This is a genomic window from Pseudomonas sp. TMW22090, assembly GCF_022496665.1.
In the GTDB taxonomy this organism is placed as follows: domain Bacteria; phylum Pseudomonadota; class Gammaproteobacteria; order Pseudomonadales; family Pseudomonadaceae; genus Aquipseudomonas; species Aquipseudomonas gregormendelii.
On the sequence record NZ_SCFH01000002.1, the window covers coordinates 240,256 to 257,902 of the forward strand.

General features: G+C 60.4%; 14 protein-coding genes and 2 tRNA genes. 12 read left to right on the plus strand and 4 right to left on the minus strand.

Annotated features, from left to right (window positions below; all coding sequences use genetic code 11):
* Positions 1–35 precede the first annotated feature (35 nt).
* Positions 36–1,751: a proline--tRNA ligase gene (locus EQV97_RS07180; RefSeq protein WP_122837721.1), complete on the plus strand. Its 1,716-nt coding sequence runs from the start codon at positions 36–38 to the stop codon at positions 1,749–1,751.
* Positions 1,752–1,768: 17 nt separating this feature from the next.
* Entirely contained in the window at positions 1,769–2,728 is a 960-nt protein-coding gene (locus EQV97_RS07185; protein WP_122837720.1) for a hypothetical protein, read from the plus strand.
* 96 nt (positions 2,729–2,824) lie between these two features.
* Here EQV97_RS07185 and dinB read toward each other — a convergent pair whose 3' ends face one another.
* Positions 2,825–3,886, minus strand: coding sequence for a DNA polymerase IV (dinB, locus tag EQV97_RS07190; RefSeq protein ID WP_225570144.1), 1,062 nt, complete (start codon positions 3,884–3,886; stop codon positions 2,825–2,827).
* A 296-nt stretch (positions 3,887–4,182) separates the two neighbouring features.
* Between dinB and EQV97_RS07195 the strand changes: the two genes are divergently transcribed.
* From EQV97_RS07195 to EQV97_RS07210, 4 genes are all read left to right on the plus strand, one after another.
* Positions 4,183–4,259, plus strand: a tRNA-Met gene (locus EQV97_RS07195).
* A 231-nt stretch (positions 4,260–4,490) separates the two neighbouring features.
* Positions 4,491–4,567 (plus strand) — tRNA-Met (locus EQV97_RS07200).
* A gap of 277 nt (positions 4,568–4,844) precedes the next feature.
* Entirely contained in the window at positions 4,845–7,487 is a 2,643-nt protein-coding gene (gene mprF / locus EQV97_RS07205; protein ID WP_122837718.1) for a bifunctional lysylphosphatidylglycerol flippase/synthetase MprF, read from the plus strand.
* Positions 7,487–8,782, plus strand: coding sequence for an AcvB/VirJ family lysyl-phosphatidylglycerol hydrolase (locus EQV97_RS07210; RefSeq protein ID WP_225570145.1), 1,296 nt, complete (start codon positions 7,487–7,489; stop codon positions 8,780–8,782). Before mprF ends, EQV97_RS07210 begins: the two co-directional genes overlap by 1 nt.
* Before the next feature lie 87 nt (positions 8,783–8,869).
* Here the strand turns inward: EQV97_RS07210 and EQV97_RS07215 are convergent, their stop codons facing one another.
* Positions 8,870–10,771, minus strand: a complete 1,902-nt coding sequence (locus EQV97_RS07215) for a potassium transporter Kup (protein ID WP_122837716.1) — start codon at positions 10,769–10,771, stop codon at positions 8,870–8,872.
* Positions 10,772–11,058: 287 nt separating this feature from the next.
* On the opposite strand from EQV97_RS07215, the gene rimO reads away from it, so the two are divergent.
* The 5 genes from rimO to tsaA all read left to right on the plus strand — a co-directional run bounded on the left by rimO (position 11,059) and on the right by tsaA (position 15,272).
* Positions 11,059–12,396: a 30S ribosomal protein S12 methylthiotransferase RimO gene (gene rimO, locus EQV97_RS07220; protein ID WP_045061501.1), complete on the plus strand. Its 1,338-nt coding sequence runs from the start codon at positions 11,059–11,061 to the stop codon at positions 12,394–12,396.
* Positions 12,397–12,506: 110 nt separating this feature from the next.
* Positions 12,507–12,980, plus strand: coding sequence for a GNAT family N-acetyltransferase (locus EQV97_RS07225; protein WP_240888751.1), 474 nt, complete (start codon positions 12,507–12,509; stop codon positions 12,978–12,980).
* 188 nt (positions 12,981–13,168) lie between these two features.
* The gene (locus tag EQV97_RS07230) at positions 13,169–13,879 is read left to right on the plus strand and encodes an rRNA pseudouridine synthase (protein ID WP_240888752.1); all 711 of its coding nucleotides are present in this window, start codon (positions 13,169–13,171) and stop codon (positions 13,877–13,879) included.
* Between the two features lie 74 nt (positions 13,880–13,953).
* The gene (locus EQV97_RS07235; RefSeq protein ID WP_122837713.1) at positions 13,954–14,424 is read left to right on the plus strand and encodes a DUF1456 family protein; all 471 of its coding nucleotides are present in this window, start codon (positions 13,954–13,956) and stop codon (positions 14,422–14,424) included.
* A gap of 146 nt (positions 14,425–14,570) precedes the next feature.
* Positions 14,571–15,272 carry a tRNA (N6-threonylcarbamoyladenosine(37)-N6)-methyltransferase TrmO gene (gene tsaA, locus EQV97_RS07240; RefSeq protein WP_240888753.1) on the plus strand — a complete coding sequence of 234 codons (702 nt, stop codon included), beginning with the start codon at positions 14,571–14,573 and terminating at the stop codon, positions 15,270–15,272.
* A 159-nt stretch (positions 15,273–15,431) separates the two neighbouring features.
* Here tsaA and fpr read toward each other — a convergent pair whose 3' ends face one another.
* The gene (gene fpr, locus EQV97_RS07245; RefSeq protein WP_008054100.1) at positions 15,432–16,211 is read right to left on the minus strand and encodes a ferredoxin-NADP reductase; all 780 of its coding nucleotides are present in this window, start codon (positions 16,209–16,211) and stop codon (positions 15,432–15,434) included.
* A 122-nt stretch (positions 16,212–16,333) separates the two neighbouring features.
* Between fpr and EQV97_RS07250 the strand changes: the two genes are divergently transcribed.
* Positions 16,334–17,260 carry a LysR family transcriptional regulator gene (locus EQV97_RS07250; protein WP_122837711.1) on the plus strand — a complete coding sequence of 309 codons (927 nt, stop codon included), beginning with the start codon at positions 16,334–16,336 and terminating at the stop codon, positions 17,258–17,260.
* Here the strand turns inward: EQV97_RS07250 and EQV97_RS07255 are convergent.
* Positions 17,257–17,619 (minus strand): diacylglycerol kinase, encoded by a 363-nt coding sequence (locus tag EQV97_RS07255; RefSeq protein WP_034149863.1) that lies wholly within the window; start codon positions 17,617–17,619, stop codon positions 17,257–17,259. The genes EQV97_RS07250 and EQV97_RS07255 overlap by 4 nt on opposite strands.
* Between the last annotated feature and the right edge of the window lie 28 nt (positions 17,620–17,647).

A 17,647-nucleotide genomic window follows, 5' to 3' on the forward strand; every position in this document is an offset into this window, starting at 1 on the left:
CATTTCTCGTCATCAGCAACCGACAACGGCCAACCATGCGCACCAGTCAATTTTTGCTCGCCACACAGAAAGAAACGCCTTCCGACGCGGTCGTGATCAGCCATCAGCTGATGCTGCGCGCCGGCATGATCCGCAAACTCGCCTCGGGCCTTTACACCTGGCTGCCCATGGGCCTGCGAGTGATGCGCAAGGTTGAAGCGGTCGTTCGCGAAGAAATGAACGCCGCCGGCTCTCTCGAAGTGTTGATGCCGAGCACGCAACCGGCTGAGCTGTGGCAGGAATCCGGGCGCTGGGAAGAATACGGCCCTGAATTGCTGCGCTTCAAGGATCGCCATGGTCGTGATTTCTGCGCCGGCCCGACCCACGAAGAGGTCATCACCGACCTGATGCGCAGCGAGTTGAGCAGCTACAAGCAGCTGCCGATCAACCTGTATCAGATCCAGACCAAATTCCGTGACGAGATCCGTCCACGCTTCGGCTTGATGCGCGGTCGCGAATTCATCATGAAGGACGCGTACTCGTTCCACGCGGACCAGGCTTCGCTGCAGGTCACTTACGACCGCATGCATCAGGCCTACTGCAACGTGTTTACCCGTCTGGGCCTGAAATTCCGCCCTGTGGAAGCCGACAACGGCTCCATCGGTGGTGCCGGCTCCCACGAGTTCCACGTACTGGCCGAATCCGGCGAAGACGATATCGCCTTCAGCAACGGTTCCGACTACGCCGCGAACATCGAAAAAGCCGAAGCCGTGCCCCGGGAAACCTCCCGCCCAGCGCCAACTGAAGAGCTGCGCCTGGTCGACACCCCGGACACCAAGACAATTGCCGCCCTGGTGGAAAAATTCAATCTGCCGATTGAGAAGACCATCAAGACCCTGATCGTGCGCGCCGAGGAAGAAGGCAAGCTGATCGCCTTGGTCATTCGTGGCGACCACGAACTCAACGAGATCAAGGCTGCCCAGCAACCTGGCGTGGCAAGCCCGTTGGTCATGGCTACCGACTCCGAACTGCGCGACGCCATTGGCGCCGGCGCTGGTTCGCTGGGCCCGCTGAACCTGCCGCTACCGATCATCATCGACCGCTCGGTGGAGCTGATGAGCGACTTCGGCATTGGCGCCAACATCGACGACAAGCACTACTTCGGCGTGAACTGGGAACGCGACTTGCCGGTTCCGACGGTTGCCGACCTGCGTAATGTAGTCACCGGCGACCCAAGCCCGGACGGCAAAGGCACCCTGGAAATCAAGCGCGGCATCGAAGTCGGGCACATCTTCCAGCTGGGCAACAAGTACAGCAAAGCCATGAAGTGCGAAGTACTGGGCGAGAACGGCAAGCCGGTCACCCTGGAAATGGGCTGCTACGGCATTGGCGTGTCCCGCGTGGTGGCTGCGGCCATCGAACAGAACAACGACGCCAACGGGATCATCTGGAGTGACACACTCGCTCCATTCCAGATCGCGCTGGTACCGCTGCGCTACGATAACGAACAGGTCCGCGAAGCCACCGACAAGCTGTACGCAGAATTGACGGCGGCCGGTTTCGAAGTGTTGCTGGACGACCGCGACAAGAAAACCAGCCCGGGCATCAAGTTTGCAGACATGGAGCTGATCGGTATTCCTCACCGGATCGTGGTCAGCGACCGTGGCCTCGCCGATGGCAACCTGGAATACAAGAGCCGCACCGAACCTGAAGCGCAGGCATTGCCGGTCGCTGACGTGCTGTCCTTCCTCCAGGCCCGTATCCGCCGCTGACACCAGATAGAGAAGTCATGTTCAAGCGAAACACCTTAGGCCTCGGTGGTGCCGCCCTGTGCGGCACCCTGCTGGTCAGCGGCTGTGCCAATCAAATGTCGCAACGCAGCGAGCACGAGGAACGTGTCGAGCGCAAATTGCTCGATCATAGCCTGCAGGTCGATGTCGGCGAGCCCAAGGTGCTTGAGCTGCCGCAACGCCGGGTGAAAATCCACGAGCAGAAGACCTTCGAAGTCACCGAGTTCGAGGTCACTCGCCATTACGACCGCTACACGCCCTACCAACCCTGGCGGGAGGCTTACGAGATTCCGCTGGGCGCCGTGGCTGTGGTGGCCGGCGTCGGCGCGAACGTGGTCAATGTGTTCGCCCTGGGCAATCTGCCGGACAGCGTGACCCAGGACTGGCTGAGCTACGGTTTCGCCGGGCTCAATCCGTTCATGAACGTGCAATCCCATGGTCGCGCTCAGCAGAACCTGGCGGGTATCGACGAGGTCCAGCTCGACAAGCGCACCGAGTACTCGAGCCTGCCATGGAGCGAGCGCCCGGTGCAGGTCAAGGCCGGCAAGGAGACGTTCGAGCTGACTACCGACAAGAATGGCGTGCTACGCCTGAACCTGCTGGACAGCCCGTTCGCTGAACATGACATCAATCATCTGACCCGCTTGCTGATCAGCGTCGCGGACGGCCAGGACGAGGTACACGTCAATACGTCCCTGGCCGTCAGCAGTTCACTGCGCGGCAAACTGCTCGAAGCTCACGGGCTGATCTACGACGACCTCGAAGACGACGAAGTAAGCCAGTGGGTGCACCGGGTCAAGCGCCTGTCGGAGCTGGGGCTGGAGGAAGAAGCCACTGAACTGGAACAGAGCCTGATCGAACTGACTCGCAATGATCCGGAGCTACAGACCGAATTCCTCAAGTCCTTGACCAAGGATGCCGGGCGGCTGGTGGCGGATCCGGGGCCGAATTCGAATTAAAGTCTCTTCAAAGATCGCAGCCTTCGGCAGCTCCTACCAGGGCGGCGCGCTTCCTGCAGGAGCTGCCGAAGGCTGCGATCTTTTGACTTTGAAAAACTACCGCTCAAACAACTCCATCTGCTCAAACCCACCCCGCAAATCCTCAAGCCGCACCCCGACCCCCAACAACCGTACCGGCTTGCCGCCACGATTGAACGCCTGGGTCAGCAGCAGCTGATAACTCCCCAGATCCCGCCCTGCCCCGGCCTGCTCCAGCGTGGTCTGGGTGAAATCGTGGAATTTCACTTTGACGAACGGCTTGCCCGGCCGGTAGCTGCTGTCGATCCGCGCCATGCGCCCGGCCAGGGTCTCCAGCAATTCGGGGAGCTTGTCGAGGCAGCTCAGCAGGTCCGGCAAGTCCACGTCGTAGGTGTTTTCGACACTGATCGACTGACGCCGACTGTCGTTGTGCACCAGGCGATCATCGATCCCACGGGCCAGGGTCCACAATCGCTCACCAAAACTGCCGAATTCGCGGACCAGCGCCAACTTGTCCCACTCACGTAAATGCGAGCAATCGACAATCCCAAGTCGCCCCAGCTTGTCCGCAGTCACCTTGCCGACCCCGTGCAATTTGCTTACCGGCAAGCCACTGACAAAGTCTTCGACCTGATCCGGAGTGATGACAAACAGCCCGTTGGGTTTCTTCCAGTCACTGGCGATCTTGGCCAGGAACTTGTTGGGCGCCACGCCGGCCGACACCGTGATGTGCAGCTGGTTGGAGACCCGCCGGCGGATTTCCTGGGCGACCCGGGTCGCGCTACCACCAAAATGCGAGCTGTCCGACACATCCAGATAGGCCTCATCCAGGGACAATGGCTCGATCAGGTCGGTGTAGTCGCGAAAGATCGTGTGAATTTCCTTCGAGGCTTCTCTATAGGCGTCCATGCGCGGCTTGACGATCGTCAGGTCCGGGCACAGCTTAAGCGCGTGCCCCGAGGACATGGCCGAGCGCACACCGTAGGCGCGCGCCTCATAGTTGCAGGTCGCAATCACCCCTCGCCGATCCGCTGAGCCGCCCACGGCAAGAGGTTTACCGGCCAGGCGCGGGTCGTCACGCATCTCGATGGCGGCGTAGAAGCAGTCACAATCGACGTGGATGATCTTTCGCTGGGTCATAGAGAAGCGACGTTCACTGTGCGAATAAGGATTTTAGCGAGTCAGATCAACAGTATCTCATCGACACCTGTATATAGCACCAGTAGTAGGCATGTTCTTTTTCAAGGGTAGGAAAAAAGTTGAATTTGTTTTTTCAATCGAAAACCTCCTACCAATAGAGCTGCAACCCTTGCCACGCCTGCGCTGCAGCCATTCCAGCCGCCGAGGTTTTGCGCTAAGCGATTGAACAGGAAGAGTTTTCTTCGTAAGTGGCGGTTGACAGCCCCGCCATCCTCTGTAGAATGCCGACACACAGACGCGGGATGGAGCAGTCTGGTAGCTCGTCGGGCTCATAACCCGAAGGTCGTCGGTTCAAATCCGGCTCCCGCAACCAAACATCAAAAAAGGCTACTCGAAAGAGTGGCCTTTTTTGTGCGCGTCAGTTTTGCATCCAACGAAGATAAATGAGTCGGCGCACTCAGGCTGCGCAAAAAACAGAAATCGTTCTGATTCCGAAACTTAGCGCAGCATCGCCCCCGCCCATCGCTGTTTTACGCTTATTTGGCTTGTTTCAGGATTAACGGTTGACACCCCGTCGTTCCTCTGTAGAATGCCGCCACACAGACGCGGGATGGAGCAGTCTGGTAGCTCGTCGGGCTCATAACCCGAAGGTCGTCGGTTCAAATCCGGCTCCCGCAACCAAACATCAAAAAAGGCTACTCGAAAGAGTGGCCTTTTTTGTATCTGTCGAAAAAGTCCTTTCGCAACAATGATCTGCCACCATGTGGCAGGCCGATGGGTATCACTCCAGCCTTGAGTTCGGTCTATGCTGGTCCGAGGCGTTTACCGCACAGGCCCATGGCGTGCCGTCACCCGCTGAGGGTGAGTGGCATTAATATTTGTGATTATTTTTTTCTACAGGGATTGGTAACTTGGCTGGATACCCCCATCCTGTCGCGCACAATCCAAGAGGTGATTGATGCGCGCCAATTCGTCTGATCCACAAGACTCCGTCACAGCGACACAACCGATCAAGCCCGGGCGTTTGCGCCTGCTGGACCTGATCAGCAAGTACCGCCAGCCAATCGGCCTGGCAGTGACCTTGTTGCTGTTCGCCATCGCGCTGATTGCCTGTCGTCATCTGTTGAGCGAACTGGATCTGGACGCTCTGCACGACTCGATTCTCCAAGTACCAAAACCTGCCTTGCTGGGTGCACTGGCGGCGACGGTGGTCGGCTTCATCATTCTGTTGGGCTATGAATGGTCGGCCAGCCGTTATGCCGGCGTGACGCTGGCACCGCGAATTCTCGCCCTGGGTGGCTTCACCGCATTTGCGATCGGCAATGCCATCGGCCTGTCGATGCTCTCTGGCGGCTCGGTGCGCTACCGTCTATATGCACGGCATGGCCTGGGTGCCACGGAAGTGGCGCGCATGACCCTGTTCGCCAGCCTCTCGCTGGGCTGCGCCCTGCCTCCCCTTGCGGCCCTGGCAACCCTCAGCGACCTGCCCGCTGCCTCGACCGCCCTGGGCTTGTCCGAGACTTTGCTGGGCGCGGCGTCCGTGGCAGTGCTGCTGCTGTTCAGCGTCCTGGCCATCGGCATTTACCGCCGCCGCCTGCCGGAACAACCTTATGCGGACAACCTGCTGGTCAAGGCCGGGCGACGCACCTTGCGTCTGCCGGGGCGGCGCCTGACGTTCCTGCAATTGATCATCACCGCACTGGATGTGGCCGCAGCCGCTACCGTGCTGTACCTGCTGTTGCCAGAAGCGCCACCCTTCGGCGCCTTCCTGTTGGTCTACCTGCTGGCACTCGCTGCCGGGGTGCTCAGCCACGTGCCCGGCGGGGTCGGCGTATTCGAAGCAATCCTGCTGGCCGCCTTCGCCGACAAACTTGGCGCTGCACCGCTGGCGGCCGCACTGCTGCTGTATCGGCTGATTTATGTGGTGCTGCCATTGCTGGTGGCTTGCGTGTTCCTGCTGATCAACGAAGGACAGCGCCTGTTTCAATCCCGTCAGTCCCTGCGCGCAGCGTCCGGCCTGGCTGCGCCGATCCTGGCGGTGCTGGTGTTCCTGTCCGGCGTGGTACTGCTGTTTTCCGGTGTGACGCCGGAAATCGACACCCGCCTTGAGCACATCGGCTTTCTGATCCCCCATCGCCTGGTCGACGCTTCGCACTTTGGCGCCAGCCTGATCGGCGTGCTCTGCCTGCTGCTCGCCCAGGGCCTGCGCCGGCGCCTGTCGGCCGCCTGGATGCTGACCACCATTCTGTTGCTGGTAGGCGCCCTGCTCTCCCTGCTCAAGGGTTTTGACTGGGAAGAAGCCTGCCTGTTGATCCTGACCGCCAGCCTGCTGGGCGTATTCCGTCGCTCGTTCTACCGGCCGAGCCGACTGACCGAGCTGCCGTTCTCGCCGCTGTACCTGGTGTCGAGCCTGTGCGTGCTGGGAGCATCCATCTGGCTGCTGCTGTTTGCCTACCAGGATGTGCCTTACAGCCATCAACTCTGGTGGCAGTTCACCCTCGACGCCGACGCTCCCCGGGGCCTGCGCTCGCTGCTCGGCGCCGCCGTACTGCTGGTGGTGGTGTCGCTCACCTGGCTGCTGCGCACCGCACGCCCGGTGATCCACCTGCCGACGCCTGGCGAGCTGGACCGGGCGGTGAAGATCCTCATGGCTTCCGCTCAACCGGACGGTGGCCTCGCCCTGACGGGTGACAAGGCGCTGCTGTTCCACCCCGACGAGCAGGCGTTCTTGATGTACGCCCGCCGTGGCCGCAGCCTGGTGGCCTTGTATGACCCTATCGGACCGCCTCAGCAACGGGCCGAAATGATCTGGCAGTTCCGCGACCTGTGCGACATTCACCACGCCCGCCCTGTGTTCTATCAGGTACGCGCCGAGAACCTGCCGTATTACATGGACATCGGCCTGACCGCGATCAAGCTGGGCGAGGAAGCCCGGGTCGATCTGCAGCGCTTCGACCTGGAAGCCAAGGGCAAGGAGATGAAGGACCTGCGCTACACCTGGAACCGCGGCACCCGCGACGGCCTGTCGCTGGAGATCTTCGAACCCGGACAGGCGCCGATGGACGAGCTCAAGGTGATCTCCGATGCCTGGCTGACCGGCAAGAACGTTCGCGAGAAAGGCTTCTCCCTCGGCCGTTTCAGCGAGGACTACCTCAAGCATTTCCGCATCGCGGTGATCCGCTTCGAAGGCCGCCCGGTGGCATTCGCCAATCTGCTCGAGACATTCGGCCACGACCTGGCCAGCCTTGACCTGATGCGCGCGCACCCGGAAGCGCCAAAGCTGACCATGGAATTCATGATGATCGGCCTGATTCAACATTATAAAAGTCATGGATACGCGCGTTTCAGCCTGGGCATGGTGCCGCTGTCGGGGCTGCAACCCCGTCGCGGCGCACCACTGACCCAGCGCCTGGGCTCGATGGTTTTCCGCCGTGGTGAGCAGCTCTACAACTTCCAAGGCTTGCGCCGCTTCAAAGACAAGTTCCAGCCTGACTGGGAACCCCGTTATATGGCCGTGCCCGCCGGACTCGATCCGCTGGTAGCCCTGGCCGACACTGCCGCCCTGATTGCGGGCGGCTTGACTGGATTGGTGAAACGCTGATGATTCAACGCTCCCTGCGGTATGTACTGGCCACACTGGTAGTGCTGGCCCTGATTCTCGGTGGCGGTTACTGGTACCTCAAGCGCCCGGCCCCGGAACCGACCCTCGAATTGTTCAAGCCCGCCGATGGCACGGCGATGACCCGGGTCACTCCCGGCACCACGCCCCGCGCCCAGGTGCTGGTCGCAGTGAATGAGGACCAAAAGCTCAGTGACAAGCAATTGCTGACCCTGAGCCGTACCGGCTCGGCGCAGATCGTCCAGGTGATCCTGCCTAAAGACTGCCTGCTGCAAAGCCGCGCGTTGCAATCGGGCCTGCGCGAGCTCCACGGTCCGGCAACGCTGGTCAGCGGCATCGGTCCCGGCGCGGTGCTGGCCTGGCGCTGGTTGTCCGAACAGAAAGACGACAAGGCGCAGGCCGTCTCCGTGGACCTTGCCCTGGAAAAACCCGGCTGCACCCACCTGCTGCCAAAAAGCGCAGCGCACGGTCGCTGGCTGGCAGCCTGGAACGATAACCCGGACGACACCAGCGCCGGCTTCGTACGTGACCAGCCGAATGCCGAGACCAGCATCAGCGACTATGACATCAACCTGCCGCAAGTCCTGAACAACGAGCTGCGCAAGATCCTGGTCGGCGGCGACAAGGCCGCCGGCGGCCTGCAGATACCGGTCGTTGAAGTGCCGGCAGGACAGGCCAACGACACCGTCACCCTGTTCCTTTCCGGTGATGGCGGCTGGCGTGACCTGGACCGCGACGTTGCGGGCGAGATGGCAAAAATCGGTTACCCGGTGGTCGGTATCGACACCCTGCGCTACTACTGGCAGCACAAAAGCCCCGAGCAAAGCGCGCTGGACCTGGCTGAGCTGATGCAGCACTACCGGCAGAAATGGGGCACCAAGCGCTTCGTCCTGACCGGCTACTCATTTGGCGCCGATGTGCTGCCCGCGATCTACAACCGCCTGGAGCCCGCCGAGCAGCAACGCGTCGACGCAATCATCCTGCTGGCCTTCGCCCGCACCGGTAGCTTCGAGATCGAAGTCGAGGGGTGGCTGGGCAACGCCGGCAAGGAAGCCGCCACGGGCCCGGAGATGGCTAGGTTGCCAGCGCAGAAAGTGGTCTGTATCTACGGTGAAGAGGAGGCCGATGAAAGCGGCTGCACCGACAAGACGGCCGTGGGTGAGGCGCTGAAATTGCCGGGCGGGCATCACTTTGACGAGAATTATCCGAAACTGGCTCAGCAGCTGGTGGACGTGATCGAGAAGCGCCAGAGCAAGGACAAGGTGACTGAGGAGTAATCCTCTCCCCCACAAAAAGCCCCCGCCACTTCACAGTAGCGGGGGCTTTTTATTTGCACCCCATCCCACAGTATTCTTGTCAGCCCCTTACATCTCCACCTGCGTCCCCAACTCAATCACCCGATTCAGCGGCAGATTGAAAAACCGCAAATTGCCATTGGCGTTCTGCAACATGAATGCGAACAGCGCCTCGCGCCAGCGGGCCATGCCTTCGAGTTTGGAGGCGATCACCGTCTCGCGGCTGAGGAAGTAAGTGGTACGCATCGGGCTGAAGTCGAGGTCATCGAGATGGCACAGCTTCAGCGCTTGCGGCACGTCCGGCTCGTCGACGAAGCCAAAGTGCAGGATGACCCGGAAGAACCCCTCACCGTGGGACTCCACCTCAAAGCGTCTGCTCGGCGGCACCCGCGGGATATCCTCGTAGACCACGGTCAGCAGCACCACTTGCTCATGCAGCACCTGGTTGTGCAGCAGGTTGTGCAACAGCGCATGGGGTACGGCGTCCGGGCGGGCCGTCAGGAACACGGCCGTGCCCTGGACCCGGTGCGGTGGCTGCACGCTGATGCTGCTGATAAAGATCGGCAGCGGCAGGCCGCCCTCGTCCAGGCGCTCCACCAGCAACTGCTTGCCGCGCTTCCAGGTGGTCATCAGCACGAACAGGGCGATACCGGCAATGACCGGGAACGCCCCGCCCTGGACGATCTTCGGCACGTTGGCCGCGAAGTACAGGCCATCCACCAGGAGGAAGCCAAACAACAGCGGCACGGCGAGCACCGGCGGCCATTTCCACAGCAGCAGAATCACCGCCGCCACCAGAATGGTCGTCATCAACATGGTGCCGGTTACGGCCACACCATACGCCGAGGCGAGCGCACCAGAGGATTCAAAGCCAAGCACCAGCAGGATCACGCCGACCATCAACGACCAGTTCACCGCGCCGATGTAGATCTGGCCCTGTTCGGCGCTGGAGGTGTGCTGGATGTGCATGCGCGGGATGTAACCCAGCTGGATCGCCTGGCGGGTCAGGGAGAACGCGCCGGAAATCACTGCCTGGGAAGCGATCACGGTGGCCAGGGTCGACAAGCCCACTAACGGGATCAACGCCCAGCTTGGCGCCAGCAGATAGAAAGGGTTGCGAGCGGCTTCAGGATCGCCAAGCAGCAAGGCACCCTGGCCGAAGTAGTTCAGCACCAAAGCCGGCAACACCAGGATGAACCAGGCGCGGGCGATAGGCTTGCGACCAAAATGCCCCATGTCGGCGTACAAGGCTTCGGCACCGGTCAAGGCCAGTACCACGGCACCGAGGATCGCCACGCCCATGCCCGGATGCACGATAAAGAAGCGCACTCCCCACACCGGGTTCATTGCCTGCAGCACTTCGGGGTGTTGCAAGATGCCGTGGACACCCAGGGCGCCGAGTACCAGGAACCAGGTGACCATGATCGGCCCGAACAGAATGCCGATGCGCGCCGTACCGTGCCGCTGAATCAGGAACAACGCCACCAGCACCACCAATGACAGCGGTACCACCCAATGGTCGATGCCATCGAAAGCCAGCCCAAGGCCTTCGATCGCCGACAGCACGGAAATCGCCGGGGTGATCATGCTGTCGCCGTAGAACAGCGCCGCGCCGATCAGGCCACAGACCACCAACAGGCTGCGCAACCTGGCATGCCCGGCTGCGGCGCGCCGGGCCAGGGCCGTCAGCGCCATGATCCCGCCCTCGCCCTGGTTGTCGGCGCGCAGCACGAACATCATGTATTTGATCGAGACCACCCAGATCAGCGACCAGAAAATCAACGCCAGAATGCCCAACACCCCATCGTGGTTGACCGGCACCCCATAGCCACCGGAGAACACTTCTTTAAGGGTGTACAGCGGACTCGTGCCGATATCGCCGTAAACCACACCGACCGCCGCGACCAGCATGCCGATCGGCTTTGCTGCCGAATGCTCAGCGTCCGCCGCCTGACTACTTGCCTGCCCCATCCAAAACTCCTGCTACTCAGACCTGGACTACTGATAAGAAGCACTATGCTCTGCCCTGAGCATGCGCTGTTTTACTTCACGTTACAGACGTTTTCTTGACTGTAAGTAATCGGTAAAGCATCAAGGCGCGAAGCATAGCGCAGCACTCGTCGCATTTCCCTGCATAAAGCTGGTCAAGCGCGCGTCCCATCGCTAGAATTGCGCACTTTTTGATCAGAGACGCCACAAAGCGTCCGTCAGCCGCCTCGCCCTACCGGGCGCAGTCGTCACAAATACCGAGGTTAGACATGTCCACCACTCCTGCGCCGGCCAATCCAAAAGTTGGCTTCGTATCCCTGGGTTGCCCCAAAGCATTGGTCGACTCCGAGCGCATCCTTACCCAGCTGCGCATGGAAGGTTATGACGTGGTGTCCACTTATCAGGACGCCGACGTGGTGGTGGTCAACACCTGCGGCTTCATTGACTCGGCCAAGGCCGAATCCCTGGAAGTGATTGGCGAAGCCATCAAGGAAAACGGCAAGGTCATCGTGACCGGCTGCATGGGCGTAGAAGAAGGCAACATTCGCAGTATTCACCCAAGCGTGCTGTCGGTGACCGGTCCACAGCAGTACGAACAAGTGGTCAACGCCGTGCACGACGCCGTGCCGCCGCGCCAGGACCACAACCCGCTGATCGACCTGGTGCCGCCACAAGGGATCAAACTGACCCCGCGCCACTACGCCTACCTGAAGATTTCCGAAGGCTGCAATCACAGCTGCAGCTTCTGCATCATCCCGTCGATGCGCGGCAAGCTGGTCAGCCGTCCCATCGGTGATGTGCTCGACGAAGCCCAGCGGCTGGTCAAGGCCGGCGTCAAGGAGCTGCTGGTGATCTCGCAAGACACCAGCGCCTACGGCGTCGACGTGAAGTACCGCACCGGTTTCTGGAACGGCGCCCCGGTCAAGACCCGCATGACCGAACTGTGCGAAGCCCTCGGCTCCATGGGCGTGTGGGTCCGCCTGCACTACGTTTACCCGTACCCGCACGTCGACGAGCTGATTCCGCTGATGGCCGCCGGGAAAATCCTGCCGTACCTGGACATCCCGTTCCAGCACGCCAGCCCGAAAGTCCTGAAGTCAATGAAACGCCCGGCCTTCGAAGACAAGACCCTGGCGCGCATCAAGAACTGGCGCGAGATCTGCCCGGACCTGATCATCCGCTCGACCTTCATCGTCGGCTTCCCTGGCGAAACCGAAGAAGACTTCCAGTACCTGCTGAACTGGCTGACAGAAGCCCAGCTCGATCGCGTTGGCTGCTTCCAGTACTCCCCGGTCGACGGCGCCCCGGCCAACGACATGGACCTGGAGATCGTGCCTGACGACATCAAACAGGATCGTTGGGACCGCTTCATGGCGCATCAGCAAGCCATCAGCTCGGCTCGCCTGCAAATGCGCGTCGGCCGCGAAATCGAAGTGCTGGTCGATGAAGTCGACGAGCAAGGCGCCGTCGGTCGCTGTTTCTTCGATGCCCCTGAAATCGACGGCAACGTATTCATCGACAACGGCAGCAACCTGAAGCCGGGCGACAAGGTCTGGTGCAAAGTGACCGACGCCGACGAATACGACCTGTGGGCTGAACAGATCTAAAGCGAAAAAACGTAAAAGCCCTGCTCTTGTGCCGAGATGCGGGGCTTTTTTACGTCTATCGTTTGTGATGAAAGGATTCGTTACGTCTACTCCGCAAGAGGCAACAGGCCATGCGCCATCATTCGGTCATTCATACACCGAAACTCAGTGACTACACAGAACTCACAAAGGTCTGGGAAGACTCGGTGCGCGCCACCCATGACTTTCTGCCGCAAAGTTACATCGAACTGCTGAAGAACCTGGTGCTGACCCGCTACCTGGATGCAGTCATGCTGATCTGCACCAAGGACGCCCAGCAACGCATCACCGGCTTTGCCGGGGTCGCCGCGGGCAAGATCGAAATGCTCTTCATCGACCCGGCTCACCGCGGCCAGGGCCTGGGCAAGCAGCTGTTGCGTTATGCCATGGAACACCTGAACGCCTGTGAACTGGACGTCAACGAACAGAACCCGCAGGCGCTGGGGTTCTATCTCAAGCAGGGCTTTGAGGTCGTCGGTCGCACCGAGCATGACGGGATGGGGCAGCCTTACCCGTTACTGCATATGCGCTTGCGCCAAGACCAGCAACGCTCACAACATGCCTGACGCCATAAAATCCCCTGTGGGAGCTGGCTTGCCAGCGATGCAGGCGCTGCGATTTGTCAGATGGACCGAGGTGATGCAATCGCTGGCAAGCCAGCTCCCACGGGAAATTCAACCGTATTGAAATGGACCCGCGATTAACCGGCGCCCAGCAGGTACAATGCCCACCCCTTTTTTGTTACGGCCCTGTCATGACTGACCCGATTCGTCTCTCCAAACGCCTCATCGAACTCGTCGGCTGCTCCCGTCGGGAGGCTGAGCTGTTCATCGAGGGCGGCTGGGTCACCGTGGACGGTGAAGTCATCGACGAGCCGCAATTCAAGGTCGACACCCAGAAAGTCGAGCTCGACCCGCAAGCCCAGGCCACTGCGCCGGAGCCGGTGACCATTCTGTTCAACGTCCCGGCGGGTATGGACGCGGATACGGCCATGGGCACCATCAGCGCCGAGACCCTTAGCGAAGAACACCGCTTCAGCAAACGCCCGCTCAAGGGCCACTTCCTGCGCCTGACCGCCAGCACCGACCTGCAGGCCAATGCCAGCGGCCTGCTGGTGTTCACCCAGGACTGGAAAATCCTGCGCAAGCTGACGGCCGACTCCGCCAAGATCGAGCAAGAGTATGTGGTCGAGGTTGAAGGCGACATGGTTGCTCACGGCCTTAACCGCCTCAACCACGGCCTGACCTACAAAGGTAAGGAGCTGCCGCCGGTGAAGGCCAGCTGGCAGAACGAGAATCGCCTGCGGTTTGCGATGAAAAATCCACAACCAGGCGTGATCGCCTTGTTCTGCCAGGCCGTTGGCCTGAAGGTCGTTGCCGTCCGTCGCATCCGCATCGGCGGAGTGTCCATTGGCAAAGTGCCATTGGGGCAATGGCGCTACCTGTCCGGCAAAGAGAAGTTCTAGGCTTTTCACGCCGCCCTACATTTCGGCGCCGCGATTTGAGCGGCGCCCACTGCTGAATATCAGGACTGCACACCATGATCCACAACGACGTACTGCGCAGCGTGCGCTACATGCTCGACATCAGCGACAAAAAAGTCATCGAGATCATCAAGCTCGGCGGCATGGACGTGAGCCTGGAAGATCTGCTGACTTATCTGGACAAGAAAGAGGAAGACGAAGAAGGCTTCGTTCGTTGCCCGGATGAAGTCATGGCGCATTTTCTCGATGGCCTGGTGATTTTCAAGCGCGGTAAAGACGAAAGCCGTCCGCCACAGCCGATCGAAACGCCGGTCACCAACAACATCATCCTGAAGAAACTGCGCGTGGCCTTCGAACTGAAAGAAGATGACATGCACGCCATCCTCAAGGCTGCCGAGTTCCCGGTGTCCAAGCCTGAGCTGAGCGCACTGTTCCGCAAGTTCGGCCACACCAACTACCGCCCGTGCGGCGACCAGCTGCTGCGCAACTTCCTCAAGGGCCTGACCCTGCGCGTGCGCCCGCAATAATTGCAAGGCGGGAGCAAAGCTTGCCCGCCCGCTCCCACAGGTTCTGTGGGAGCAAGGCTTGCACGCAATGACGAACTGCCAGGCGCCACCGGTTAAACGGTTGATCGGGTTATCATGCCCACCCATTCCCGCCTCGACCCCAACCCATGACCTACAGCGTTTCACCTATCGGTTTCGTGCGCTCCTGCTTCAAGGAGAAGTTCGCCATCCCGCGCCAACCGCAACTGGCTCCTGCCGCACGCGGCGTACTGGAGTTGGTGGCGCCCTTCGATCAGGGTGAAGCCGTGCAGGGGCTGGAGCAGGTGAGCCACGTGTGGCTGCTTTTCCTGTTCCACCAGGCGCTGGAAGACAAGCCACGGCTGAAAGTCCGCCCGCCTCGTCTGGGCGGCAACAAATCCATGGGTGTTTTCGCCACGCGCGCGACGCATCGACCCAATGGCATTGGCCAGTCAGTGGTCAAGCTGGACAAGGTCGAAGCCAATCGCCTGTGGATATCCGGCATCGATTTGCTCGATGGCACGCCGATTCTCGACATAAAACCTTACGTGCCTTACGCCGACATCATCGACACGGCCTCCAACAGCATCGCCAGCGCTGCGCCGCCGTTGATTGCCGTGCAGTGGATGGATTCGGCGCTGCAGCAGGCCTATGGCCACGCTCAGCGGCTTGAGGAGCCCCTGGTCGAGCTTATCGAACAGTGTCTGGCACAGGACCCGCGCCCGGCTTACCAGACACCTGCACCACAGAGGGAATATGGCGCGCAGTTCTGGGATGTGGATGTGCGCTGGCATTACCCCGAGGCGGGCCTGATCAGCGTGCTCGAAGTCATACCCGCATCCAACTTGTAGGAGCTGCCGAAGGCTGCGATCTTTTGACCTTGATCTTCTTTCCCGAATTTCAAGAGCAAAAGATCGCAGCCTTCGGCAGCTCCTACCTGGAATTGTCGGACATAAAAATGCCCCCATTGCCTGAGCAGGCTATGGGGGCATTTTAGTGATGCGAATGGCTTACTTCTCGACGAACGCACGCTCGATCAGGTAATCACCCGGCTCGCGCATCCGCGGCGAAACCTTCAGGCCGAAGCTGTTCAACACTTCGCTGGTCTCGTCGAGCATGCTCGGGCTGCCGCACAGCATGGCGCGGTCGTCCTGCGGGTTGATCGGCGGCAGGCCGATATCGCTGAACAACTTGCCGCTGCGCATCAAGTCGGTCAGGCGACCTTCGTTTTCGAATGGCTCGCGGGTCACGGTCGGGTAGTAGATCAACTTGTCACGCAGGGCATCGCCGAAAAACTCGTTCTGCGGCAAGTGCTCGGTGATGAATTCGCGGTAAGCGACTTCGTTGACGTAACGTACGCCGTGGCACAGGATCACTTTCTCGAAACGCTCGTAGGTTTCCGGGTCCTGGATGACGCTCATGAATGGCGCCAGACCGGTACCGGTGCTGAGCAGGTACAGGTGCTTGCCCGGCTTCAGATCATCCAGTACCAGCGTGCCGGTAGGCTTCTTGCTGATGATGATCTCGTCGCCTTCCTTCAGGTGCTGCAACTGGGAGGTCAGCGGACCATCAGGCACCTTGATGCTGAAGAACTCGAGATGCTCTTCCCAGTTCGGGCTGGCGATCGAGTAAGCGCGCATGAGCGGCCGGCCGTTGGGCTGTTGCAGGCCGATCATCACGAACTGACCGTTCTCGAAGCGCAGACCCGGGTCACGGGTGCACTTGAAGCTGAACAGAGTGTCGTTCCAGTGATGAACACTGAGGACACGCTCGTGGTTCATGTTGCTCATGTACGTGGGACTCCTGGAGATTTTGCCTGCGCCGGTGATGTGCGCAATTGCATCGCATTCTAATGGCAGCGACAATATCTGTTAAATGGATTATTAAGATAAGGGTTATCGGTTATATAGATATGCGATTTACTCTCCGTCAACTGCAAGTCTTCGTCGCTGTCGCCCAGCAGGAAAGCGTATCCCGTGCTGCGGGACTGCTCAACCTCTCACAATCGGCGGCAAGCACTTCGATCACCGAACTGGAGCGCCAGTCCAGCTGCCAGCTGTTCGACCGCGCGGGTAAACGGCTGAGCCTCAACGCCCTGGGCAAACAGCTGTTGCCCCAGGCCGTGGCCCTGCTCGACCAGGCCAAGGAAATCGAAGACCTGCTCAACGGCAAGTCGGGTTTCGGCTCCCTGGCTGTCGGCGCCACCCTGACCATCGGCAATTACCTGGCCACCCTGCTGATCGGCAGCTTCATGCAGCGTCATCCAGAAAGCCAGGTGAAGCTGCATGTGCAGAACACTGCCAACATCGTGCAACAGGTCGCGCACTATGAAATTGATCTGGGTCTAATCGAAGGCGACTGCAGCCACCCGGACATCGAAGTGCAGAGCTGGGTCGAGGATGAATTGGTGGTGTTCTGTGCGCCCCAGCATCCTTTGGCCATACGCGGTACGGCGAGCATGGCCGAGCTGTCGCAAGAGGCCTGGATCCTGCGGGAACAGGGCTCCGGCACGCGCCTGACGTTTGACCAGGCCATGCGACATCATCGCAGTGCGCTGAATATCCGTCTCGAACTGGAACACACCGAAGCGATCAAGCGCGCGGTCGAGTCAGGCCTGGGAATTGGCTGCATCTCGAGGCTGGCACTGCGTGATGCATTCCGGCGCGGCAGCCTGGTAGCGGTGGAAACCCCGGATCTGGACCTGGCGCGACAGTTCTATTTCATCTGGCACAAACAGAAGTACCAGACCTCGGCGATGCGTGAGTTCCTCGACTTGTGCCGCGCCTTCACCGCCGGGGTCCAGCGCAGCGACGAGATCGTCCTGCCCACCATTGCTTAAAGCAGGATGACTGCCCAGACCAGCGCGATCATGGTCAGTGCCACGAACTGCGCGGCGCTGCCCATGTCCTTGGCATTCTTGGACAGCGGGTGCAATTCAAGCGAGATGCGGTCAATGGCCGCTTCCACGGCGGAATTGAGCAGTTCGACGATCAGTGCCAGCAGGCAAACGGCGATCAACAACGCCTGTTCCACCCGGCTGACATTCAAAAAGAACGACAGCGGTATCAGAATGACGTTAAGCAGCACCAACTGGCGGAATGCCGCCTCACCGGTGAAGGCCGCGCGCAGCCCATCCAGTGAATAACCCGAAGCGTTGAGGATGCGTTTGAGGCCGGTCTGGCCTTTGAAAGGAGACATAGAGTAAGCAACTGCACCAAAAAGGAGT